The following is a 24109-nucleotide window of genomic DNA, read 5'->3' on the forward strand; positions in this document are numbered from 1 at the left end:
CCGAGCCCGCACGTCCCGAGCTCTACCTCACCGCCTGACCACCACCCACCCTCAGGAAGCAACGGAATGACACCACGCCACGGGACTTGACCCAACACACGATGTCGTCACGGCCGCGAGACATCAAGGGGCGCGGGATACCTCCGCCAGCGCCATCGCTCAGGTGACTCGACGCGGGGGGCTCGCGAGAAGGGATGCCGCGTGTCACGCCACCCGAGGCGAGGGGCACGCGGTGACGGGCGGAACGACGGGTCCCGCGTCCAACTGCGTGAGTCCGAAGTTCAATGGGGTTTCCGGATGGTTCTCACGCGCACAAGCCGCACGAAGGGCACGACGAAAGCCGGGCGCGCGACGGAGCGCACGCCCGGCTCGTCGGGAGGTCAGCAGGTCGCGGCGGGGAAGGGCACCTCCTGCTGGGCCGTCACGGGCTTGCCGTCGACGGCACCCGAGGCAGTCAGCGTGACCGAGCCGGCGGGGATCGCCGCGAGGCGCGTCGTGAACGCGGCCGAGGACGCCTTGCCCGGCGCGATCGGGCCGAGGTTCTTCGAGCCGTACGGCGACACGACGGCGACAGAGGCATCGACGTCGTTGGTGTTGGTCACGGTCACCGTCTGCACGACCTTGCCGGCGACGCAGCGCGCCGCCACGACGCCCGACACGACGGGAGCGGGTGAGCCCACCGTCACCTCGACCGCCGCCGCCGACGACCCGGCGAGCACGTCGTATCCGGCGAACGACGCCGACAGCGACACGTCGCCGTGGAGGTCGGGCACGGTGGTCTCGGCGACGAAGCCGTCGCCGCTGGGGCGCACCGCAGCATCCACCGTCGCCGCACCGAAGCCGAAGCGCACCGTCCCCGCGACCGCTCCCCCGTCGGCAGCCGACACGCGCGCCGAGACCACAGAGCCGGGCTCGAGCGCGTCTCCGGCCGAGACCCCGGTCAGCGCGGTCGCCGTCCCGACCTTCGTGAGCGCAGAGCCCTTGGCCGACTCCCACTGGTTCAGGGTCACCGGCAGCACGCTGCCGTGACGAGACTTGGGCAGTGCCCCGGTCACCGTGCGCCACTGCGGGTCGGCGAGCGACTCCGTGAACAGCGGCAGGTAGCCGACCCCGGTGAAGTCGTCGACGAAGAGGTAGAAGCCCTTCGTCGAACCGGCGGGCAGCGAGGTGTCGCCCTTGTTCGCGCGGAAGATCGTCGGACCCTCCGTCGTGCGGGTCGTGCTGCGAGCGGTCTTGGAGATGCAGGACGCATCCGTCTTCCAGGCGTAGTCGCCGGGCAGCGAGAGCGCACGCATCGCGGGGGACGATTCCTGCACGATGTCGACGCAGCCGGTGACCTCCTTCGTGAAGCGGTAGAAGGTGCCGCCGTCCTCGATCATCGTGGAGTCGATGCGGTCGCCGGCGTCCTGCCAGACCTTCGCGCGCGAGAACGTCTGGAAGTCACGCGTCGTGGCGTACATGACCTTCGAGTACGTGTAGTTGGGCGTGCCGACCTTGTCGTACGGACGCGTCGCATCGAGGTACACGCGCGACGACCAGTACACGACGTACTCGCCGGCCGCGTCGTCCCAGTACGCCTCGGGCGCCCACGTCATCGAGGCGAAGGGCCCTGACACCTTGACGTGGCGCTGTGCGCTCCAGGTCTTGAGGTCGGTCGACTCCCAGATCTCGAGGTACGAGCTGCCGTCGTCGAGCGCCGAGTCCCACGTCGTGCCGCTGCCGATCGAGAGGTCGGTCGCGATGAGGAAGAACCGGTCGCCCTCCCGCGAGCGCATGATGAAGGCATCCCGAAGCCCCGTCGTGCCCTTCGTCGATGTGATGAGGGGATTGCCGCCGTTCAGGACATCCCAGCTCATGGCGCTGTCGCCCTGCGACGCCGCGAGCGAGATCTTCTCGCCTGCGACGGTGTCGGCCGTGAAGTAGGCGAACATGTACCGCTCGTCGACAGCGGGACGGGGGGATGCCGCGACGGCGACGTCGAACGTCCGGGTCAGGACCGCAGCTCCCGAGCCGATCGTCGCGGTGAGCGTCACGGGCACGTCGCCCGAGCCCCACGCGGGGCGCGTCACGACGCCCGCGGCCTTGGCGCCGGCAGCGGCATCCGTGATGACCGCCGGCTTCGACGACACCCACGTGATCGGCGCGCCCGCGGCGCCGCGCGCCGGCAGGGTGACGTTGCCGCGCACCACGTCGGGCACCGAGAGCGCATCGCGGTCGGCCGCGATGTCGGCGGCAGTCAGCGCGGGCACCGTCACGGTGAAGGAGCGGGGAGAGGATGCCGCGACGCCGCGCGTCGAGACGGTCGCGACGAGCGTCGCGGTCGCCGCGGGCGAGCCCGGTGCGGGCCGCGTCACGACGCCGTCGCACGTGACGACCGACGGGGTCGACGATGCCCACGTCACACCGCGCAGCGTGAACAGGTCGAGGTCGCCCGTCACGGCCGACGTGTCACCGAGGTCGATCGCCGCCAGCGTTCCGTTCGAGACGGCGGCCAGGTCTGCGGCGTGCGCCGCGCCGTCGCGGTCGGAGAGTGCGACGACCTCCGCGGAGTTCAGCGCCCGGCTGTACACGTGGAAGGCGCCGACCGTGCCCTTGAAGAGGGCGTCGGGCCACGGCGAGCGTCCGATCGTGTTGAGCGTCTGCGAGATGTCGGCGGGCGTGAGGGTCGTCTTGCCGACGCCTGAGCGCTGCCCGTCGGTGTAGAGGGTGATCGTGTCGGCGTCGGCGTCGAGCACAGCGGTGACGCTGTGCCACCGGTTCGCTGTGAGTGCGTAGCCGGTGCCGTTCTTCTCGCCCGCGCTCGAAGAGGTCGTGATGGCCGCGCGCGGGCCGCGCGCCGTCGCGAACCAGTACTGCTGGTTGACGTCGTTGCCGATGTTCCAGAGGAAGTGGTTGCTCGTCAGCATCGCCGCGTCGACCTTGACGTCCATCGAGATCGTGGCCGACGTCGCCGTCTTGAGCAGGTCGTCGGGAAGCTCGACCCAGTCGCCGGTCGAGGTCTTCGCGCCGCCCGTGAAGCGCAGCGTGCCGGCCTCCGAGCGCTGGTCGGCGACGAAGTTGCGCACGACCGCGTCGAGCGGATCTCCGGCGGCCGCGGAGCCGTCGGCGGTGTTGCGGACGGCATCGCCCGAGGTCTCGTCGAAGAGGTACTGCGCGACGAGACCGTCGGAAAGCGGATCGGCGGCGAGCGCGGGAACGGCGAGCAGGGCGGGCGCCGCGAGGCCGCTCAGCCCCACGGCGAGGGTCGTGGCCATCGCGAGGCGACGGCGCAGGGTTGAGGGGCGGGGTTCGGGCGGGGGCGCGGCATCCATCGTCATGCGGGCCATCGGTGCGTGCCTCTTCTCTCGGGAGCGATTCGGATGGCACGAAGCCGGGCGCGACGGAATGTCTGCGCCCGGCTTCGCGGGCTGTGTCAGCCGCAGTCCGCGGCGGGATACGGGACGGTCTTCTCGATCGAGACCTGCGTGCCGTCGACGGTGGCCGAGGCGGCGATCGTGACCGATCCGGGGTCGATCGCGGCGAGCCGCGTCGTGAAGGAGGCCGACGCCGACTTGCCGGCGGCCACCGGGAGCGTCTTGGCGCCGTACGGCGACGCGACCGAGGCGGTCACCGGCGCGCCGTCCGCGTTGGTCACCGTGACGATCTGCACGACCTTGCCCGCGACGCAGCGTGCCGTCACCGAAGCGTTCACCGCGAGCACGGGCGCGGTCGCGACCGAGACGGTGAAGCTCGTCGAGATCTGCGGCGCCGCGTCGAGCGTCACGCGAACGGTGCGAGTGCCGGGCGTGGCGGAGTCGAAGCCCGAGAGCGTGTACTCGCGCGCGTCGAGCACGCGCGTCGAGCCGCTCGCGGTCGTCGCCGTGACTTTCAGCCCCTCGGCGGCGAAGGCCTCGCCGACCGTGTAGGCGGTCTTCGTCGGCGCACTGGTCACCGCGATCGAGGCGATCTTGGCCGCGGCATCCCCGAATCCCTGCAGCAGGCGGTCGTACTCGCTCTGCGTGACGGGGACGATCGTGCCGTGCCGCTTCAGCACGGAGTCCCAGGTGATGTCGCTGCCGACCGACCATCCGCCGCCCGCCGTCGCGGGCGTCGTGCTCGCGAGGTCCGTCGAGCGGAACGCCATGTAGCCCGTGCCGGCGCTGTAGCGGTCGGCGATGAGCCCCCACGTCGGCACCTTCTGCCCCGAGGGCCCGGTCAGCGCGTCTTCGTCGTTGAACCGGAAGAGCTCCGGACCCTCCAGGCGCGCGCCCGAGTAGTTGTCGGTGCCGAAGATGTCACGCAGCGTGCTGACCTTCTCCCAGCCGCCGGGGTTGCTCGCGAGCGCCGCGTCGCTGACCGTGGTCGCGTAGGGGTTGGTGCTCCGCTCGAGCGTGATCTGGCCGTCGCCGGAGGCGCGGTAGAAGACGCCGTCCACCTCGATCATCGTCGTGTCGATGATCGAGCTCGTGCGGTCGATCCACTTCACGGGGTCGGAGAAGGTCACGAAGTCGCGGGTCGTGGCGTAGTACATGTTCATGTAGTCGCCGTACGTGTTGCCGAGGGGATCGGATGCCCCGGCTCCCGTCGACGACGCCCAGTAGACGAGGTACTGCCCCGTCGCCGGGTCGTAGGTCGCCTCGGGTGCCCACGCGTTGCCCGCCTGCGGGATCTTCGACGCGACGTCGACGAGGCGGGGCGCCGACCACGTGACGAGGTCGTTCGACTCCCACACGACGAGGCTGCGGCTGCCCGGGTTGGTCGGGGTGTACCGCCATCCGTACTTCGCCGTGCTGAGGTCGGTCGCGATGAGGTAGAACTTGTCGCCACCCGGTCCGCGGACGAGGAACGGGTCGCGTGCCCCGGTCTCGCCGACCGTGGACTGCAGGACGGGCTGCTCGCCGTTGAGGTCGGTCCAGGTCTGGCCGTTCTCGCTCGCGGCGAAGTAGATCTGCTCGTTGATCGCCGCCGGCGAGCGGCCCGCTGTGAAGTGCGCGAACAGGTAGGCCGACGTGTCCTCCGGCTCAGGAAGCGCGCGGACGGTGACGGCGAACGTCCGGGTCGCGGTCGTCCCCGCGACCTTCGCCGTCAGCTGCACCTGCGCGTCGGGCTGGCCGTAGGCGGGGCGCGTCACGAGGCCGGGCGCACGCCCGTCCTGCGCGGCCGTCGAGATGATGCCCTGCGGCTCGGATGTCCATGTGATCGCGGAGGCGTAGGTCGTGCCCTTCGCGGGGATCGTGAGGTTGTCGCGCACGTCGCCGAGGCCGCTCGCCCCGCCGAGTGCGATCGCGTCGAGATCGGCCTGCGCACGGTCGTTCACACCCGGCAGCGGGGCGAGGGTCACGGAGAACGTCCGTGTCGCGGTCTTGCCGCGCACAGTCGCCGTCGCGGTCAGCGTCGCCGACGGAGTGGCGCCCTCGGCCCGGTGGATCGCGCCGTTCGCCTCGACGACGGCGGGGTCCGACGTCGTCCAGGTCACGCCGCCGCTCGTGGGCAGCGTGAGATTCTGCGACACGGCGGTGAGGTCGCCGAGCGCGATCGCATCGACGGTCTCCTGCGCGACGGACACGGCATCCACCTCCGAGATCGTCGCGACCTCGGCGCCGGACAGTGCCCGATCGTAGAGGCGGTACGTGCTGAGGGCGCCCGTGAACTTGGGGTCGGCCGTGTAGGCCGAGGCGCCGATGAGGTTGTTCGTCTGCGTGGCGAGGTCGGCGACGTTGCTGCTCGAGTCGCTCTTGCGCGCCGCCTCGACGCCGTCGACATAGACGATGATCGTCGACGTCGAGGCGCCGGCGTTGGGGGCGATCGTGACGACGACGGACTGCCACTTCTCGGCCGCGAAGGCCGACGGGGTGGTCGCGGTCTGCTCCCCCGTCCAGTTGGTCTTGGAGATGGATGCCCGATGCCCCGGCGTGTGCAGGAAGAACTGGCCCGTTCCGGCGTTGCCGGATCCGCCGATGTTCCAGGCGAAGTTGTTGCCGCTGAGCGTCGCCGCCGTCGGCTTCATCTCGATCGCGACCGAGGCCGCCGTCTTCCCCGTCAGGAGGTTGTCGGGGAGCTTCACGTAGTTGGCACCCGTGAACTTCATGACGCCGTGATCCCAGGCGGTGCCGCCGGTCACGGTGCCGTTCTGGGCGCCGTTCGCGGTCGCGGCATCCGTCAGCACCGTTCCCGACGTCTCGGAGAAGTCGTAGGCGGCGATCAGGCCATCGGTGGCGACGCCGTCGAGGGGCCCGGCCGCCGTCGACGGCTGGGCGACCCCCAGAACGAGGGCTGCGCACGCGGCGCCTCCCAGGAGTGTTCGCGTGCGCAGCTTCATCGTCATTCCTCTCGAGCTCAGCCGCAGACCGACTGCGGGTAGGCGATCGACTGCGTCGCGCTGAGCGCCTTGCCGCCGACCGTCGCGTGTGCGGCGACCGTCACGCTGCCCGCGGGCATCGTCACAAGACGCGTCGTGAAGGCGTACGAGACGCTCTTGCCCGGTGCGAGCGACGCCGTCGACTTCGTGCCGTACGGAGAGACGGTGTCGAGCGCGAGCGCGACGTCGTCGGTGTTCGTGACGGTCACGGTCTGGACGACCTTGCCCGTGACGCAACGTGCCGTCGTGGTCGCCGTGTACGCGAGGTCGGGCGCCGCCAGCACCGTGACCGTCGCGGTGACGGTGCGGTTCGCGGGCGCGACCTCCTCGTCCTCCTCCATGTCGAACACGGGCAGGCCGTCGGCAGCCCAGTGCACGCGGCGCACGAACATGTCGCGGCCGGAGAGGTTGTTGTGGTCGGTACGGGCGTGGAAGACGTAGATGAGGTTGTCGTCCTCGTCGTACGACCACATGCCGTGCCCCGTGCCGAGCTGGTAGGCCCCGTTGAACAGGCCCGACTTCTGGATCGGGTAGTTCAGCTTCGCCCACGACGCGGGATCGGTGAGGTCGGCACCCGACGTGGCGGTGAGGAGGCCCGTCGTATACGTGTCGCCGACCGTCGAGCCCGAGTAGATCAGGAAGAGCTTGCCGTCGTGCGCCTGCACGTTGGGGCCCTCGGCGATCGTGTTGTCCCACGCGTACTCGGGCACGCCGATGCGGACGGGCGCCGACGTGAGACGCGTCGGGTTGGCCGGGTCCATCTTGGCGATGAAGAGGGCGCCGACCATCTGCCACACGTAGTACGACTGGCCCTTGTCCTCGAAGTACGTCATGTCGAGCGAGATGTTCTGGATGGGGTTGAGGATCGAGCCGTCGGCGCGGAGCACCTTCTGCACCTTGGTCCAGTTCGCCGGCACGGCCGGGTCGAGGTCGTTGCCCTGCGCGTCCTGCTTGAGCTGCATGATGCTCGCGCGGCCCGTCCACATGTCCGGGGCGCCGTTCGTGTTGTAGCAGGGCATGAACAGGATCGAGAGCTTGCCGCCGATGACGTGGAACTCGGGCGCCCAGTAGCAGCCGGTCATGGCCGCTCCGTCGGCATCCGTGTCACCGCGCTTGAGCAGATCGATCTCGGTGTTGCGTCCTGCGGCGATCGCCGAGTCGGACAGGTCCTCGATGCTGTTCGCAATGCGGATCGGCATGTGCGCCGAGCCGATGTTGTTGCCGTACAGGTCGTCGGTCGCGATCATCAGGAACTTCGTCGCGCCGTTCCAGTCGTACCGGAACACCGACGGGTCGGCGCGCTCGTCGGCGAACGGCGTCGGGTACTCCGGCTGCTTGACCGAGCCGGTCACCTGGTACGTGCCGGGCTTGGACGTGTCGACGGCGGCGAGGGATGCGGCATCCCACGCGATCGCCCGCGTCGCCTCGGTGCCGTCGTCGTACGACAGTTCGGCGCGCTTCGGGAGGTCGGCGGCCGTGAAGGCGTCGCCCTGCTCGAGCTCGATGCCGCCCGTCGCCGCGACGCCCGTGTTCGCGATGCGGCCGAAGCGCACCTCGAGAGCGTCGACGACCGACTTCGGAATCGCGACGGCGTTGCCCGAGGCGTAGTTCGCCACACCCGTGCCGGCGTTGCCGGCCGTGCTCGCCACGACGCCGCGCAGCACGGCGCCGCGGGTCGAGGCATCCGTCAGGTCTGCGAAGGTCGTGTAGAAGGGCGCGCCGGCGTCAGAGGTCCACGATACGACGTAGCGGTGGGATGCCGAGTCCCAGACGACCGCGGGCTCGTTGACGCCGCTCGTCACGCCGAGGTTGACGAGGCCCACCTCCTGGTAGCTGAGCAGGTCGGAGCTGCGGGCGAAGAGGAGGCTCGACGCCTGCGTGCCGTCGGACGCTCCGCCGCGGGCTGTGCGGGTCGCGACGACGCCGTAGTCGCCGTTCGCGAGGTAGAACAGGTGCGGGTTGCGGAGGCTCCGGATGATCGAGTCGGTCGTGCCGCTCGCCGGCGGCGTCGTCGAGGTCTTGGCGAAGAAGATGCCGTAGTTCTCGTTGAGCGGGGTCCAGCCGGCGCCGTTCTCGAGCGCGAGGTGCATGCTGAGCGCGACGTCGGCGTTGTTGGCCTCGCCGACCGTGGTCGCGTTGCGGCTGTAGGCGAGCAGCTGCGACGTCGTCGCCGCGGGAAGGACGCGCACCGTGAAGGTGCGGTCGGCGGTGGCGCCGGTCGACGGGTCGGTGACGCGGACGGTGACGGTGCCGTCGACAGCGGATGCCGACGCCGACGAGATCCTGTCGGTGGCGGTGATGCCGCCGGTCGTGCCGGTCACGGCGACCGTCGTGCCGTCGGGTGCCGCGGGAAGCGCCGTGCCCGACTCGACGACGGCGGGGACGACGAAGCGCTGCGCGAGACGCTCGGCGCGCTGCGCGGCGGTCTCGGTCGAGGGCAGCACCGTGACGGTGATGGTCTTGGTCGCGGTGACGCCCCGCACCGTGGCCGTCGCGGTGAGCTGCACCGGGATGGAGGGCTGGCCCGCGAGGGGCGCGTTGACCGTGCCGTCGGTCGCGACGACGGCGGGGTTGCTGGAGCTCCACGTGACGCGGCCGTTGGAGGTCGGGAGGTCGACGTCGGTGCTCGTCTGGAGGTCGGCGAGGTTGAGGGCCGTCAGGATCGCCTGCGCCTGCGTCTGCAGCTCGCTCGCGTGGGCCTGCGCGTCGGCGTTCGAGACGTCGGCGATCTCGGCGGCGCTGAGCGCGCGGTCGTAGACGCGGAACGACGAGATCGCCCCCTGGAACAGCGGGTCGGGCCACGGGCCGCGCGCGATGGCGTTGAGCGACTGGTCGACGACGTTGGCGGGCGTCACGGGCATCGCACCGCTGGCGGCGCGAGCGCCGTCCAGATAGAGGGATGCCGTGCCCGCAGCGCCGTCGACGACCGCGACGACGCTCACCCACTGGTTCGCCGTGACGCCGCACGAGCCCGATTGCACGAGCCGCTCGACGCCGGCCGACTTGAGGCCGACGAGGGGCGAGCGCCCGGATGCGCAGTTGAGCGACGTGAAGAAGTACTCGGTGGCGGAGGAGTCGTTGCCGATGTTCCACAGGAAGTGGAAGCCGCCCAGCATGGCCTGCGTCGCCTTCACCTCGGCGACGACGGTCGTGGATGTCTTGCCGCTCAGAAGGTTGTTCGGAAGCTGGACCCAGTTTCCCGTCGAGGTCTTGGCGCCGCCGCGCAGCGTGAGGGCCGATCCCGTCCAGTCCGAGGCCTGCAGGTTCTGCACCGTGGCCTCACCCAACGTCGCCCCGGGGGCGGTGTTGGGCACCGAGGCCCCCGTCGTGCGATCGAACGTGTACTGCGCGATGAGCCCCTGGTCGGGCGCGGCGGCCTGGGCACTGGTGGCGCCGAGCCCCAGCATCATCGCGCCGATCGCGGCGACCGCGACTGCGGCCTTGCGGCGGGGGAACAGTCTCATTCCACTCTCCATCGGGTGTCTGAACATCGTCGGACAGGCTGTTAGCGCTCACGTTAGCGGTAACGCTCCGGCAAATCCATAACAAGACTTCTGTCTTGACACACATCAAGCCCTGCTTCTACCGTGGATGAACCCTGGATGTTCTCGGTAACATCCCCACCATCGCCCCGAGGGGCCGACGAGGACTGCGCGAAGACGCACATCACCGACGCGACGGCGACGTCGATGCTCGGCAGTCGTGTCGCCGCCAGCCACGAGAGCGAGGCACGAGCGCATGCGAGCGCGCACCAGATCCCGATTCCTGGCGAGAGGCACCGCGGTCGCGACCGCCGCAGCGCTCGCCCTGGCCGGCGCCGTCGTCCCCGCGACGATGGCGAGCGCGGCCATCTCCGCCACTCCCCTGATCCATTACACGTTCGACTCGGCGTCCGGCACGACGATCGCGGACACGAGCGGCAACGGTTACAACGCGACCCTCCAGCAGACGGGCGCGACGTTCCAGAACGGCGTCCTTAGCCTGCCCGGCGGGGCCCGCGCCACCGGCGCCTACGTCGACATCCCGACGACGGGCCTCGTCGGCAAGAAGGACCTCACGATCTCCACGTGGATGTCGGGCAAGACGGGCGCCGCCAACGTCGCCGCGGCCTTCATCGGCGCTCCGGTCGCCTCCGGCGCCTCGTACTCGTCGGCGTACTGGCTGCTCAACCTCACCAACCCCAGCGGCTACGTCAAGTCGGTCGTGACCAACACCGTCAGCGCGACGGCTCCGTGGGGCACCGAGGTCGGTCCCGGCGCGACGAACGCCGCCACCACGGGCATCAAGACCCCCACGGGCATGTCGCTCTACACGACCGTCATCGACGGCACGAACGGCCAGCTCCGCGTGTACGTCAACGGCGCACTCATCTCGACGACGGCCATCGCGCGCAACGTCTCGTCGTTCGGCTCGTCGCTCGTCTCGTACCTGGGCCGATCGACGTACGCCGACGCGAACTGGAGCGGCGACGTCGACGACTACGCCGTCTACGGCCAGGCGCTCGACACCGCGAGCGTTCAGCAGCTCTTCTCCGACGAGGCGATCGACAAGGCCGTCGCGTCAGTGACGGTCCCCGCCACGGCGACCGCGAGCTTCACGCTGCCGACGACCGCTTACGGCACGCAGGTGTCGTGGGCGTCGGACAATGCAGCCATCGCGGTCAGCGGGGGCGCGGCATCCGTCACCCGTCCCGCCGCCGGGCAGCCCGACGCGAGCGTCACGCTGACGGCGACCTTCACGGCAGGGTCGCAGACCCGCACCAAGACGTTCGTCGTCACGGTGCCGGCCGACATCTCTGCCGACTCCAAGGCGCAGCAGGACCTCGACGCCCTGTCGATCCGCAACCTCGACGACATCCGCACGAACTTCTCCGTCTCCACGGCCGGCTCGCTCGGCTCGACGATCACGTGGGCCGTCACGAGCGGTGCGGCGTTCGCCACGCTGCGCGACGGCGTGTCGACGGCGTCGAAGACCGTCGAGGTCAAGCGCCCCGCCGCGGGCGCCGCAGCCGCCGACGTCGTGCTGACGGCGACGGCGACCAACGGCACGGCGACCCGGACGCGCGAGTTCCGCGCGAAGGTGCAGCCGATGCCCGGAGGGTCGGACAAGACCGAGGCATACGTGTGGGCCTTCTTCACGGGTGAGGGCGCGGGCGCCGAGCGCGTCAGCCTCGCCGCCTCGAAGGGCAACGATGCGCTCGACTGGAACACCCTGAACGGCGGCCAGCCGCTGTTCACCTCGACGCAGGGCACGACAGGCCTCCGCGACCCGTTCATCATCCGCAGCCCCGAGGGCGACCGCTTCTACATGCTCGCGACCGACCTGAAGGTCGACGGCCTGGCCGGCGGCTTCACGACGGCGCAGATCTCGGGCTCGCGCTACATCGAGGTGTGGGAGTCGGACGACCTCGTGCACTGGTCGGACCAGCGCCACGTCAAGGTGTCGTCGGACTTCGCCGGCAACACGTGGGCGCCCGAGGCGTACTGGGACGCGGAGCTCGACACGTTCGTCGTGTTCTGGGCCTCGAACATCTACCCCACGGCGAACGCGGCCGACCGCACGGCCGTCACGTACAACCGCATGATGTACGCGACGACCGACGACTTCGTGACGTTCTCCGAGCCGAAGGTCTGGAGCGACGTCAAGCGCGGCACCGGCCTCGGCCTCATCGACTCGACCGTCGCTCGCGTCGGCGACGTCTTCTACCGCTTCACGAAGGACGAAGCGTCGATGACGATCCGCCAGGAGAAGTCGACCAACCTGCTCGCGACCGAGAGCGGCACGCTCCCGGGCACGACCGGCGCGGCCGACCAGTGGACGCTCGTCAAGGAGAAGGTCGCCACCGGCCTCCCCAACGGGGAGCCGGGCGGAACGTACTCGAGCGGTGAAGGTCCGAGTATCTTCAAGGCCAACGACGGCGACGTGAACAACATGAGCTGGTACCTCTTCATCGACCAGCCCGACTATCACGGCGGCCCGAACCACTACATCCCGTTCGGCACGACCGACATCGCAGGCGGCGACTCGTGGCAGCCCTTCGGCACGAAGCTGCGCGCAAACCTGCCGCAGAACTCGGACGGCGGCAAGCCGCGCCACGGCACGGTCATCCCCGTGACGCGCGCCGAGTACCAGAAGGTGCTCGAGGCCTACGCGCCGGCGATCGCCGTCACCTCGGTGAACGCCATCTCGGTCACGACGCAGGAAGGCGTCGCCCCGACGCTGCCCTCGGCGCAGCTGACCAAGAAGGACGGCTCGCAGGCGACGGCGGCTGTCACGTGGGACGCGATCGCCCCGGCGAAGTACGCGACGGCGGGCACCTTCACGGTGAAGGGCGTGGCTCAGGATGCCTCGCGCCAGCCGGTCGAGGCGACCGTCACCGTCGAGAGCACCCTGCACGTCTCCGCGACGAACGAGACGCGCTGCGTCACGGGCAAGGTCACGCTGACGACGAAGGTCGCGAACGACTCCGACAAGGCCGTCGCCATCGTGGTGACGACCCCGTACGGCACGAAGTCGGCGACCCTCGCGGCGGGCGCCGCGGCGTCGTACGCCTTCACGACGCGCCTCGCGTCGGTGTCGGCGGGCGAGGTCAGCGTCGTCGCGACGGCAGACGGTGCGAGCAAGACCGTGACGGCGCCGTTCGCCGCACGGTCGTGCAGCTGACGCTCCGCACGTCACCCCGAGGGGCCTCGCCGGATCCGTCCGGCGGGGCCCCTCCCCTTTCTCGGGAACTTCTCGGGCGCGGGAGCTCCCGTAGCCCGTGCTGTCACCGAGCGCCCACGTTGTGCACCGTGCGAAACACGGGCTCTCGGCGAGAGCACGGGCTATGGACAGAAAGGGTGCGGGCTATGGACAGAAAGGGCGCGGGCTATGGACAGAAACCCCGCGGTGCCGCCGCCGCGTGCGACGCTGGACGCATGCACGCGACACGGACGATGGATGCCACGCCACGGCGTCGCGACCCGCTCGGCCCGCTGCGCAGGCGCCTCCTGACTGCCGTGTCGGGCGACCCCGACGGCGCGCCCGTGTGGGTGCGTGCGCTCGAACAGGGCGACGACGCCGGCTACTTCGTCGAGGACGGCGCAGCGTGGACGGTGCACGAGGGGCCCGCGACGTTCGTCGCCGGCATCCGCGCGCTGCTCCTGCAGGCACTGCATCCCGGACCCCTGGCGGGGGTGCACGACTGGTCCCGCTATCGGGACGATCCGCTCGGGCGCCTGTCCGGCACGGTGCGCTGGATCCTGTGCCTCACCTACGGCTCGACGACGCAGGCCGACGCCGAGACGGCGCGGGTCGCCCGCTTCCACACCCGCGTCGCGGGGACGTACGTCGACGGCCACGGAGCGGGCCGTGACTACACGGCCTCCGATCCCGGCCTCTCGGACTGGGTTCACCTCGCCTTCACCGATGCGTTCCTCACGTGCCACGAGACGTGGGGGCGCGGCATCCCGGGCGGTCCCGACGCCTATGTCGCGGAGTGGGCGCTCGCCGGACGGTTCATGGGCGTCGAGCATCCGCCGACGTCGAGGGCCGAGCTGCACGCACGCCTCGACGACTACCTCGCCCGCGGCGAGCTGCGCGGCGACGAGCGCGTGCACGACGTGGTCCGGTTCCTCCGCCGCCCGCCCTTCCACGGCCGGCGCATCGGCCTCGGCTACCGCCTCCTGTTCGCGTCGGCCGTCGCGACGATCCCGCGTCGGTACCGGCGACTGCTCGGCGTCCGCCGCTCGCCCCTCCCGGTCGTCACGACCACCCGGGTCGGCCTCGTCCTCATCGAGCGGGCGCTCAACTCGGGCGGCCCGCGCGCGAACGAGCGAGCCCGTGTGCGCCTGCGCCGCCTCGAGAGCGAGGACCCTGAAGCCCTGGGCGCATGACAGGCTGGAGGCATGCGCATCGCCCTCACCGGTTCGTCCGGCAAGCTCGGAACCGTCGTCGCCCGTGAACTCCGCGCCGCGGGTCACGACGTCGTCGGAATGGACGTCGCGGGAGTCCGCGGCCCGGGATTCCTGCAGGTCGACCTGACCGACTACGGCCAGGTCGTCGACGCCTTCACCGGCGTGCGCGGCAAATCCGGCGGGTTCGACGCCGTCGTGCACCTCGCGGCGATCCCCGCCGACGGCATCCGCAGCGACATCGCGACGTTCCGCAACAACATCCTGGGGACTTTCGATGTGTTCTGGGCCGCCGTGCGGCTCGGCGTCCGGAAGATCGTGTACGCGTCGAGTGAGACGGTGCTCGGGCTGCCGTTCGACATCGATCCGCCGTACATCCCCGTCGACGAGGACTACCCCGCGCGCCCCGAGTCGGTGTACTCGCTCGTCAAGCACCTCGAGGAGCAGCTCGCGATCGAGCTCGTGCGGTGGCATCCCGATCTGTCGATCACGGCGCTGCGCTTCTCGAACGTCATGGACCCCGAGGACTACGCCGCGTTCCCCTCGTTCGACGCCGACGCCCGGGCCCGCAAGTGGAACCTCTGGGGCTACATCGACGGCCGCGACGGCGCGCAGGCGATCGAGAAGGCACTGGATGCCGCTCCCCCGGGATTCGACCGCTTCATCATCGCCGCGGCCGACACCGTCATGAGCCGGTCCAACGCGGAACTCGTTGCCGAGGTGTTCCCCGAGGTGCCGCTGAAGGGCGACCTGGGCACCAACGACACACTCCTGTCGATCGACAAGGCGCGACGGCTGCTCGACTTCGACCCGCGGCATTCCTGGCGCGACCACGTGTGAGGTCATGACCGAAGACCCCCGCGAAGCAGCCGAGCGCTACCGCCTGGAGAAGTGGCAGCGCGAGCACGGGCTGCCACCGGCTGCCGCGGCTCCTCCGGCCGCGCAGCGGAGCGCCACGGCGGCCGACCGCGCCGCGTTCGTCGAGACGGCGATCCAGCAGGCGATCCGGCGCGGTGAGTTCGACGATCTGCCGGGTGCCGGCAAGCCGCTCGAGGGGCTCGGCGACCGCCACGACCCGGACTGGTGGATCCGCCGCAAGATCGAGGCCGAGCAGCTGCGCGGTCTCGGCCCGCCCGCCCTCATGCTGCGCGTCGAGCACGCCGAGCTCGAGTCGCGGCTCGACGACCTCTCCCGCGAGGCCGACGTGCGCGAGTACCTCGACGACTTCAACCGCCGCGTCATCGAGGCGCGCCGCCAGCTGCTCGGCGGTCCGCCCGTCGTCACACCGACGCGCGACGTCGACGCCGAGGTGGCGGCATGGCTCGAGCGCGGCGAGTCCCGCCGGCGTGCCGAGGCCCAGACCCGCGCCGCCGTCGAGGCCGCCGCTCCGCGTCGCCGCTTCCGCCGTCGCCGGCGCTAGCTGGTCGCCGAGCCTGTCGAGGCGTCGACGCCGACGCCGACGCCGACGCCGACGAGAACGATGAACCCCGAATCGACCCCTCGACAAGCTCGGGGACCGAAATCGGCGCACATCCCGACCCGAAGAGGTCAGGGGGTGGCGAGCCAGCGGGAGAGGATGCGGTCTGAGATCTCGTCGGGCGAGAGCGCGATGTCGACCGTCACGCCCTCCTCGTCCGGCTGCAGCGGCTCGAGGGTCGCGAGCTGCGAGTCCAGGAGCGTGAGCGGCATGAAGTGGTCCTGGCGGGCGCCCATGCGCTCGGCGAGCAGCTCGCGCGTGCCCTCGAGCTCGGCGAACAGCACGTGCCCGGCGTGCTCTCGGATGACGTCGCGATAGACGCGCTTGAGCGCCGAGCAGGCCATCACGACCCGCTCGCCCGAGTGCTGCGCGATCGTCTCGCCGACGATGCGGAGCCACGGCATCCGGTCCTCGTCGGTCAGCGGGATCCCGGCGTGCATCTTGGCGACGTTCGACGCCGGATGCAGATCGTCGGCGTCGATGAACGTCGCACCGGCGCGCTCGGCGACCTCCGCTCCGACGGTGGATTTGCCGGAGCCCGAGACTCCCATGACCACCAGCGACATCCCGCCCCTTCCGACCCGTCCACGGTAGCCCACCCGGGCGTGTCGATCGCCCCGGTAGGCTCGCGGCATCCGTCCCTCTCATCTCCGGGAGCATCCGTGTCCGCACCCGCCGACGACGTGCAAGACGCCGAGTTCGAGGCTCGCAGCCGCCGAGCCGACCACCTCAAGGAACGCATCTACCTGACGTTCGCGGCCCTCGCGGTGCTGCTCGCGATCAACTCGCACGGGCATCCCGAACCGGTCGACACCCTCGTGACGCTCCTCGTGACCGTCTTCGGCACGCTGCTGGCGGTCTTCGTCGCCGACATCATCTCGTTCGTCGTGGCGCACGAGCGCGCGATGACGGCGGACGAACGAGGCCATGCCGTGTTCGCGAGCTTCGGCACGCTCAGCGCCGTGACGGTCCCCGTGATCTTCCTCGTGCTCGCAGCCCTCGGCGTCATGCAGATCGAGACGGCGATGCGCGCGTCGATCATCACGCTCGTCGCGACGCTCGTCGTGATCGGGTGGATCGCGGTGCGCAAGGTCCCACTGAAGTGGTGGCAGCGGCTCATCGCGCTCGGCGCCGAGGCCGCGCTCGCGCTCGGTGTCGTCGCGCTCCAGCTGGCGGCGCACGGCTGAGGCTCGCGGAGTAGCGTCTTCCCAGGAACCGCGAAGGAGACGGCATGCGCACCACACCGGCCGGAGGCGTCGTGCTCGTGGGAGTGCTCGCCTGGATCTCCGGCGTCCTGCAGCTCTTCGCCGGCGTGCTCATGCTCGTCGCGGGGGATCATCCCGTCACGGGGTGGCTGCACCTGCTCGTGGGCCTCGCGACCTTCCCCGTGTGCCTGGCGATCTTCCGCGCGCGCGTGTGGGCGCGGATCGTCCTGTCGGTCGTCTTCCTCTTCGAGATCGCCGCCGTCGTCTTCGCGCTCACCGACCTGCGCTTTCTCGCGACGCCGGCCGTCACGTCGGCCGTGCTCGCCGTGTTCGGCCTCGTCCTGCTCTACACGCCGTCGGCCAACGCCTCTTTCCGGCAGGCGACGATCGACCGCCGGAATCGCGCCGCGACCGCTCGGTAGGGTTGCCGTAACGCCGGTGCAACACTCGTCGGCCAGGGTGGGGTTATGTCGATCAAGGTGGCGCTGGAGCATTACACGGCGTACGAGTTCGCGCGTCCCGTCGCGGTGCAGCCGCATGTCGTGCGCCTGCGCCCCGCGCCGCACTCCCGTACGCCGATCGAGGCGTACTCGCTGGAGATCAGTCCCAAAGAGCACTTCATCAACTGGCAGCAGGACCCGTTCGGCAACTGGGTCGCCCGGATCGTCTTCCCCGAGAAGGTGAGCCGGCTCGAGATCACGGTCGGGCTCGTGGCCGACATGATGGTCATCAACCCGCTCGACTTCTTCATCGAGTCCTATGCCGAGCGCTTCCCGTTCGCGTACGAGCCTGCGCTGGCCGCCGATCTCGCGCCGTACCTCCGCCCCGTCGCCGAGAGCGATTCGGTGGACGGATGGATGTCGCACCTGCCGGCGCTGCCCGACGGCGGCGTGCCGACGGTGACCTTCCTCGCCGACCTCAACCGCGCCGTGTACCGGGATGTCGCGTACAGCCTCCGCATGGAGGAGGGCGTGCAGACGCCCGATCACACGCTCGAGGCGAAGCTCGGCTCGTGCCGCGACAGCGCGTGGCTGCTCGTCAGCATCCTGCGCAAGTACGGTCTGGCCGCCCGATTCGTGTCGGGCTACCTCGTGCAGCTCGCCCCCGACCGCGCCGCCCTCGACGGCCCGAGCGGGCCGGCCCAGGACTTCACCGACCTGCACGCGTGGGCCGAGGTCTTCGTGCCCGGCGCCGGGTGGATCGGGCTCGACCCGACGAGCGCACTCTTCGCGGGCGAAGGGCACATCCCACTGTCGGCGACGCCGCATCCGAGCAGCGCCGCCCCCATCAGCGGCACGACCGAGCCCGTCGAGGTGACCTTCGCGTTCCACAACGAGGTGCGCCGCGTGCACGAGGATCCGCGCACGACCCGGCCGTACACACGGCAGCAGTGGGAGCGCGTCGACGCGCTCGGCGAGGCCGTCGACGAGCGGCTGCACGCGAACGACGTGCGGCTCACGATGGGCGGCGAGCCGACGTTCGTCTCGCTCGACGACCCGCGCAGCGCGCAGTGGCGCATCGACGCCGACGGCCCCCACAAGCGCGAGCTGGCGAGCCGCCTCGCCCAGCGTCTCCGCGAGGTCTACGCGATGGGCGGCGCCGTCCACCGCGGGCAGGGCAAGTGGTACCCCGGCGAGCCGCTCCCCCGATGGGCCATCGCGCTGCAGTGGCGCACCGACGGTGAGCCGCTGTGGCGGCATCCCGAGCTGTTCGCCGACCCGTGGGAACCGGATGCCGCGCCCGACGGCGACGCGCGCGCCGAAGCGCTCGCTCGCCGCATCACCGAGGTGCTCGGCCTTCCGCCCGGACAGCTGCTTCCCGCGTTCGAAGACCCGCTCGGCGCGCTCGTCGCCGAGCTGCGGCGTCCCGACGGCCCCCGCCCCGACGCCGACGAGTTCGACCCCGCCCACCTCGAGGCCGTCGAGCACGCCGAGGCCCGGCCCGTCGGGTGGGTGCTGCCGCTCACGACCGACGGCGAGTGGACGAGCCCCGCGTGGAGCTTCCGGCGTGGCCGGCTCGTGCTCCTGCACGGGACGAGCCCCCTCGGCCTGCGCCTGCCGCTCGACTCGGTGTCGTGGCACGACCCCGAGTGGACCGGCGAGCCCTCGTACCTCGAGGCCGGTGCGCCGCTCGAGCCCGGGGTGCCGCAGGTCGCGGTGGTGAGCCCCGACGGCGCCCTTACGACGGCGCTCACGATCGAGGCGCGCGACGGGCACGTGCACGTCTTCCTGCCGCCGACGCAGGAGCTCGACGCGTACGCGAACCTGCTCCACGTCATCGAGCGGGCCGCGGTGGATGCCGCGACCCCGCTCGTGCTCGAAGGCTACGGGCCGCCGCCGGACGCGCGGCTGCGCCAGCTCGTCGTGACCCCCGACCCCGGCGTCGTCGAGGTCAACCTGCAGCCCACCTCGACGTGGGCCGAGCAGCGCGAGCTGACCTTCACGCTCTACGACGCCGCGCACGAGGTGCGCCTCACGACGGAGAAGTTCGACGTCGACGGCACCCACCAGGGCACCGGCGGCGGCAACCACATCACGCTGGGCGGCACGCAGCCGATCGACTCCCCGCTGCTGCGCCGGCCCGACCTGCTCCCCAGCCTCATCACATACTGGCAGCGGCATCCCTCCCTCTCGTACCTGTTCTCGGGACGCTTCGTCGGGCCCACGAGCCAGGCTCCGCGCTTCGACGAGGGGCGGCCGGAGGCCGTGCACGAGATGGAGATCGCGCTCGGCGAGATCCGGCGGCTCACGGACGCCGCGCAGGGCGGGAGTCTCCTGCCGTGGGTCGTCGACCGATCGCTGCGGCATCTGCTGACCGACCTCACGGGCAACACGCACCGCGCCGAGTTCTGCGTCGACAAGCTCTACAGCCCCGATTCGAGCCGCGGCCGGCTGGGGCTGCTCGAGCTGCGCGGCTTCGAGATGCCGCCGCATCCCGAGCTCGCGCTCGTGCAGGCGCTGCTCGTGCGCAGCCTCGTCGCGATGTTCTGGGAGAAGCCGCTCGCCGCTCCGCTCGTGCGCTGGGGCACGCGACTGCACGAAGACTTCCTGCTGCCCGAAGGCACCATCCGCGACATCGGCGAGGTCGTCGCCGATCTGCGCGCGCACGGCATCGCCTTCGAGGAGACGTGGCTCGACGCGTTCACGGAGTTCCGCTTCCCGCGCATCGGGATGACGCGCATCGCGACGGGCTCGGGCTCCGGGGTCGACCTGGAGCTGCGCCAGGCGATCGAGCCGTGGAACGTGCTCGGCGAGGAGGCGACCGCGGGCGGCACGGCGCGATACGTCGACTCGTCGACGGAGCGGGTGCAGGTCAAGGTGCACGGCGTCGATCCGCACCGGCACCTCGTGACGTGCAACCAGGTGCCCGTGCCGCTGACGCCGACGGGCCACCTCGGCGAGTACTACGCAGGCGTGCGCTATCGGGCGTGGCGGCCGTGGTCGGCGCTGCACCCCATGATCCCCGTGCACGCGCCGCTCACGTTCGACGTCATCGACGTCGCGGCGGCCGCGAGCCTCGGCGGGGCCACCTACCACGTCGTGCATCCCGGCGGACGTGCGTACGAGCATCCGCCCGTCAACGCCAACGAGGCGGAGGCCCGGCGAGCCCGCCGATTCGAGCCGCACGGCCACACGTCCGGTACCGTCGATGTCGCGGCTCTGCGCGAGAAGGCCCGGCGCGCAGCGAGCCCGGACTATCCCCGAACCCTCGACCTTCGGAGGTCACCCCAGCAGTGACGGTGCTCCGCGACTACGCCACGACTCTGGCGCAGCCCACGCTGCCCCTCGGTGGGAGCGACCTGGGCGCGACGCGCTACGACGAGGTCGTCGCGCCCGACGGCACGCTCCGCCCCGCCTGGAAGGGGCTGGCCGAGGCCGCCCTCGGGCTGACGCCCGACGAGCTCAAGCGCGTCAACGGCGAGATCACGCGCTTCCTCGCCGACCACGGCGTGACGTACGTGCAGCGCGGCGGCGGCGCCCAGCCGTGGCGGCTCGACCCCGTGCCGCTCGTCATGGAGGCGCCGGCGTGGGCGCGGCTCGAGGTGGGGCTCGCGCAGCGCGCCGAGCTGCTCAACGCCCTCCTCGTCGACCTCTACGGCGAGCAGACTCTGCTGCGCACCGGCGTCATCCCGTCGGCGGCGATCTTCGGACATGCCGGCTACCTCCGGCCCCTCGTGCGGCCGAGCGCCCACGATCCCGAGCCCCTCCTCCTGTCGGCGACCGACCTCGGCCGCGATGCGTCCGGCGAGTGGAACGTGCTCGCCGACCGGGTGCAGGCGCCGTCGGGCCTCGGCTACGCGATGGAGAACCGCCGCGTCATCTCGCAGGTCATGCCGGCGCTCTATCAGGAGGGCGATCTGCACCGCATGGAGCCGTACTTCGCGGCGCTGCGCTCGGCCCTGCTCAACTCGGCGCCGGAGGGCGTCACCGACCCGCGCGTCGTCGTGCTGTCACCGGGCACGCACTCCGAGACGGCCTACGACCAAGCGGCCCTCGCGAGCACCCTCGGGTTCCCGCTCGTGCAGGCGAGCGACCTCACGGTGCGCGGCGGCTGGATCTGGATCAAGCCTCCGGGCTGGCCGAAGTCGGCCCCGGCCGAGCGTGTCGACGTCATCCTCCGCCGCGTCGACGCCGACTGGGCCGACCCGCTCGAGATGCGCGGCAATTCGCGCCTCGGTGTGGCAGGGCTCACGGAAGCCGTGAGGCGCGGCCGCGTGCGCGTCGTCAACGGACTCGGCGCCGGCGTGCTCGAGAACCCGGCGCTCCTCCCCTTCATGCCCGCGATCTGCCAGGAGCTGCTCGGCGAGCAGCTGCGCCTCCCGTCGCTGCCGACCTGGTGGTGCGGCGACCGCGTCGGCCTCGACGTCGCGCTGAGCCGCCTGGGCGAGCCTGGGGAGAGCTTCGTGGTGCGCAGCATCGACGAGTCCCGCAGCGCGCACGCCGACCTCACCCCCGACGAGCTGCGCGAGCGCATCCTCGCGGCGCCGCACCGCTTCGTTGGCCAGGAGCGCCTGCCGCTCTCCCAGGCGCCCGTCTGGTCGAGCGAAGGGCGAGCGGATGCCCAGCCCGTCGTCGTGCGCGCGTTCACGGTGCGCTACCGGTCGGCCTTCCGCCCGCTCGTCGGCGGCCTCGCGACGGTCATGACCACGCGCGCGGCGCCCGTGACGAAGGATGTGTGGGTCGTCAAGGGCGCTCCCGAAGACCCCGACCAGGGGATCGTCGACGTCGCTCCGCTGGAGTTCCGTCCCAGCATCCCGGCACTCTCGCCGCGCGCCCTGGAGGACATGTTCTGGGCGGGCCGGTACGCCGAGCGCGCGGAAGACCTCCTGCGTCTGCTCCTCACGGCCGACGCGCACCTCGAGGAGCTCGCGGCGCCGATCGACTCGGAGCACGCCGTCGCAGCGCGCGCCCTGCTCGGCGTGCTGCGGCGGCTCGCCGGCCGGCGCTCGGACGAGCCCGAGGAGGAATTCCGCTCGCTGCTGCTCGACGGCGACCGGCTCGGGTCGGCGGCGCAGGCCCTCGACCGGCTGCGCGACGCGCTCGAGGGCGTGCGCGATCAGCTGTCGGGCGACACCTGGCGCGTCTTCGCGCACACGGACCGCGCCAAGAGAGCGCTCAGCTCGTCGCAGCGCTCGCACCGCATCACGGAGTCGGCGGGCCGCATGCTGACAGCCGTGCTGTCGCTGCACGGCGTCACGGCGAGCATGATCCGCGACCCCGGCTGGCACATGATCGAGGCCGGGCGTCACCTCGAGCGGGCGCTGCAGCTGTGCACGCTGCTGAGCTCGACGACGACGGTGCGCTATGGCGTCGCCGCCGATCGCGACGTGCTCGAGGGCGTGCTGACGGCGGCCGAGAGCTCCGTGACCTTCCGCCGCCGCTATCGCGGCAACGTGCGCACCAGCGGCGCGCTCGAACTGCTGCTCGTCGATCGCGACAACCCGCGCTCGCTCGCGTTCGCCTTCCGCGAGCTGCGCACCCACCTGGCCGCGATGCCTGCCTCCACCGGATCGACCCGGCCGGAGCGCCTGCTCGAGCACCTGGAGACCGCCGTCGACAATCTCGACCTCGCGGCGCTCGCGACGCCGACGGGCTCGCGCCGGCCGCGGCTGCTGCGCTTCTTCGAGGGCACGCGCGCGCAGCTGATGCAGCTGGCCGACTCGATCGGCGACGTGCACTTCGCGAGCGGACCCCCGCCGCAGAGCCTCTCGACCCTGTCGCTCACCGAAGTGCAGGGGGCGAAATCCTCATGAAGTACGTCGTCTCGCATCGCACGGCCTACACATACGGCTCTCCGGTCCGCGACAGCCGCGGCATCTACCACCTGTCGCCGCGGGCGCTGCCTTGGCAGGAGGTCGCCAACCACACCGTCACCGTCGACCCTGTGCCACTCGACCTGCACCGGGACACCGACTGCTACGGAAACGCCGTCACCTACTTCCAGGTGACCGAGGCGCACCGCGAGCTCGTCATCGATTCGACGAGCGATGTCACGGTCGTCGAGCCGCGCTACGACGAGGACGCCCTCGCCGTGCCGTGGGAGAAGGCGCGACCGCTCCTGAACACGGATGATCCGGATGCCTGGGCCGCCGTCGAGTTCGCGCTCGAGTCGTCGCGCGCAGCGCATGCGCCCGGCGTCGCGGATTATGCCGCGGCATCCCTCGTCCGCGGACGCCCCATCGGCGAGGCCGCGACCGATCTCATGCACCGCATCTACGCGGACTTCGACTACGACAGCACCGCGACGACCGTCACCTCGACCGTCGCCGACGTGCTGCGCAAGCGCGCCGGCGTCTGCCAGGACTTCGCGCACTTCGCGCTCGCGTGCCTGCGAAGTCACGGCATCGCCGCCCGGTACGTGAGCGGCTACCTCGCGACGCAGCCGCCGCCCGGCAAGGAGCGCGTCGTGGGCGCGGACGCCTCGCACGCGTGGCTCGCCGTCTGGATGCCCGGCTCACCGGACTGGCTCGCGATCGACCCCACGAACAACCAGTGGGCGAACGAGCGCTATGTCACGGTGGCGTGGGGTCGCGACTACGGCGACGTCTCCCCCGTCAAGGGCGTGATCTTCACGAAGTCGAAGAAGTCGACCCTGCGGGTCAACGTCGACGTCGCCCCGGTCGCCTGACCCGCGCCCGACCAACCCGTCGAGGCAGGGGGTTTCGCCGAGACAAGGGGACGTGCGCCCCGGTCTCGGC

Annotated in this window: 13 protein-coding genes; 9 read left to right on the forward strand and 4 right to left on the reverse strand. The window is 71.1% G+C overall.

Features of this window, described 5'->3' with window-relative positions:
* Positions 1-380 precede the first annotated feature (380 nt).
* From ACH3VR_RS15660 to ACH3VR_RS15670, 3 genes are all read right to left on the reverse strand, one after another.
* Positions 381-3326: an immunoglobulin-like domain-containing protein gene (locus ACH3VR_RS15660; protein ID WP_397557256.1), complete on the reverse strand. Its 2946-nt coding sequence runs from the start codon at positions 3324-3326 to the stop codon at positions 381-383.
* 86 nt (positions 3327-3412) lie between these two features.
* On the reverse strand, positions 3413-6298 hold the full coding sequence (locus tag ACH3VR_RS15665; RefSeq protein ID WP_397557257.1) for an immunoglobulin-like domain-containing protein: 2886 nt from the start codon (positions 6296-6298) through the stop codon (positions 3413-3415).
* Positions 6299-6315: 17 nt separating this feature from the next.
* The gene (locus ACH3VR_RS15670; RefSeq protein ID WP_397557258.1) at positions 6316-9801 is read right to left on the reverse strand and encodes a family 43 glycosylhydrolase; all 3486 of its coding nucleotides are present in this window, start codon (positions 9799-9801) and stop codon (positions 6316-6318) included.
* A 274-nt stretch (positions 9802-10075) separates the two neighbouring features.
* Between ACH3VR_RS15670 and ACH3VR_RS15675 the strand changes: the two genes are divergently transcribed.
* The 4 genes from ACH3VR_RS15675 (at position 10076) to ACH3VR_RS15690 (ending at position 15649) form a co-directional block, all read left to right on the forward strand.
* Positions 10076-13000, forward strand: coding sequence for an immunoglobulin-like domain-containing protein (locus tag ACH3VR_RS15675; RefSeq protein WP_397557259.1), 2925 nt, complete (start codon positions 10076-10078; stop codon positions 12998-13000).
* A gap of 254 nt (positions 13001-13254) precedes the next feature.
* Positions 13255-14211, forward strand: coding sequence for an oxygenase MpaB family protein (locus ACH3VR_RS15680; RefSeq protein ID WP_397557260.1), 957 nt, complete (start codon positions 13255-13257; stop codon positions 14209-14211).
* Positions 14212-14223: 12 nt separating this feature from the next.
* Entirely contained in the window at positions 14224-15069 is an 846-nt protein-coding gene (locus ACH3VR_RS15685) for an NAD-dependent epimerase/dehydratase family protein (RefSeq protein WP_397557261.1), read from the forward strand.
* A gap of 4 nt (positions 15070-15073) precedes the next feature.
* Positions 15074-15649, forward strand: a complete 576-nt coding sequence (locus ACH3VR_RS15690) for a DnaJ family domain-containing protein (RefSeq protein ID WP_397557262.1) — start codon at positions 15074-15076, stop codon at positions 15647-15649.
* A 128-nt stretch (positions 15650-15777) separates the two neighbouring features.
* Here the strand turns inward: ACH3VR_RS15690 and ACH3VR_RS15695 are convergent, their stop codons facing one another.
* Positions 15778-16272 carry a gluconokinase gene (locus ACH3VR_RS15695; protein WP_397557263.1) on the reverse strand — a complete coding sequence of 165 codons (495 nt, stop codon included), beginning with the start codon at positions 16270-16272 and terminating at the stop codon, positions 15778-15780.
* 96 nt (positions 16273-16368) lie between these two features.
* Between ACH3VR_RS15695 and ACH3VR_RS15700 the strand changes: the two genes are divergently transcribed.
* From ACH3VR_RS15700 to ACH3VR_RS15720, 5 genes are read left to right on the forward strand one after another with little or no spacing between them, the layout of a single operon-like run.
* On the forward strand, positions 16369-16893 hold the full coding sequence (locus ACH3VR_RS15700) for a hypothetical protein (protein WP_397557264.1): 525 nt from the start codon (positions 16369-16371) through the stop codon (positions 16891-16893).
* A gap of 44 nt (positions 16894-16937) precedes the next feature.
* Positions 16938-17333 (forward strand): hypothetical protein, encoded by a 396-nt coding sequence (locus ACH3VR_RS15705; RefSeq protein ID WP_397557265.1) that lies wholly within the window; start codon positions 16938-16940, stop codon positions 17331-17333.
* Positions 17334-17378: 45 nt separating this feature from the next.
* Complete coding sequence (locus ACH3VR_RS15710) at positions 17379-20648, forward strand: transglutaminase family protein (protein WP_397557266.1); 3270 nt, start codon at positions 17379-17381, stop codon at positions 20646-20648.
* Positions 20645-23164 carry a circularly permuted type 2 ATP-grasp protein gene (locus tag ACH3VR_RS15715; RefSeq protein WP_397557267.1) on the forward strand — a complete coding sequence of 840 codons (2520 nt, stop codon included), beginning with the start codon at positions 20645-20647 and terminating at the stop codon, positions 23162-23164. The genes ACH3VR_RS15710 and ACH3VR_RS15715 overlap by 4 nt, the downstream gene beginning before the upstream one ends.
* Entirely contained in the window at positions 23161-24039 is an 879-nt protein-coding gene (locus ACH3VR_RS15720) for a transglutaminase family protein (protein WP_397557268.1), read from the forward strand. Before ACH3VR_RS15715 ends, ACH3VR_RS15720 begins: the two co-directional genes overlap by 4 nt.
* Positions 24040-24109: the final 70 nt, after the last annotated feature.

Origin of the sequence: Microbacterium alkaliflavum (assembly GCF_044325405.1) — a bacterium.
GTDB lineage: Bacteria > Actinomycetota > Actinomycetes > Actinomycetales > Microbacteriaceae > Microbacterium > Microbacterium alkaliflavum.